We start from the raw sequence: 717 nt of genomic DNA, 5'->3' as shown, positions 1-717 counted from the left end.
GCCAAGTGGACGATCCAGGACGCGGAAGCCGTGCCGGGCAGCAAGCAGATCGACGCCGCCACGCCGCTGGTCGTCGAAGGCGACGCTTACGTAAAGACCAAAGTGGACAACTCTGGCCTTCACTTGAGCATGGACGAAAACAAGCTGAACAGCCAGATCACCAACCAGATCACCAACAACACGACGGTCAATCAGCACGGCACGGACATCACGGCGCTGAAAGCCGGCTTCACCGTCAGCAACGAGGCGGGCACGAAACAGGACATCACCCTCGGCGGCGCGGCCAAACAGGATATCCAGTTCGTGGGCGAAGCGAACAAGATCGACGTGGCCGTGGACAATGCAGCCGACGGCGCGAAAGTGACCATAACGGCCAACCCGAACCTCGGAACAAACATCGACATCAGCAACAACAGCACGATCACCAACCTGGATAACCGCGTGACCACGAACGCCGGCAACATCACCAACAACACCAGCAACATCACCAAGCTGCAGGCCGGTTTCGACCTCAAAGCCGGAAGCACCACGAGCAACGTCGCCCTGGGCGGCGTGAAGCCGACCGTCGAGTTCGCGACGGCCGACGACACGATGACCGTCGGTCTGACCGGCACCAAGGTGACCTACGGCATCGACAAGACCAAGCTCGTGCAGAACATCACCGGCGACGTCATCAACCAGATCAACACCACCACCAGCAATCCGGTGACGAACATC

The 717-nt window shown here is 59.8% G+C and carries 1 protein-coding gene; it reads left to right on the top strand.

From position 1 onward, the window contains the following. Positions 1-717: hypothetical protein (locus D7D26_RS12400; protein WP_158606362.1), on the top strand; the 717-nt coding region annotated here is incomplete at both ends.

Source organism: Pyramidobacter sp. CG50-2 (genome assembly GCF_003612005.1).
Lineage (GTDB): Bacteria > Synergistota > Synergistia > Synergistales > Dethiosulfovibrionaceae > Pyramidobacter.
The sequence above is the reverse complement of the archived record's forward strand: the minus strand, read 5'-3'. Positions and strand labels throughout refer to the sequence as shown.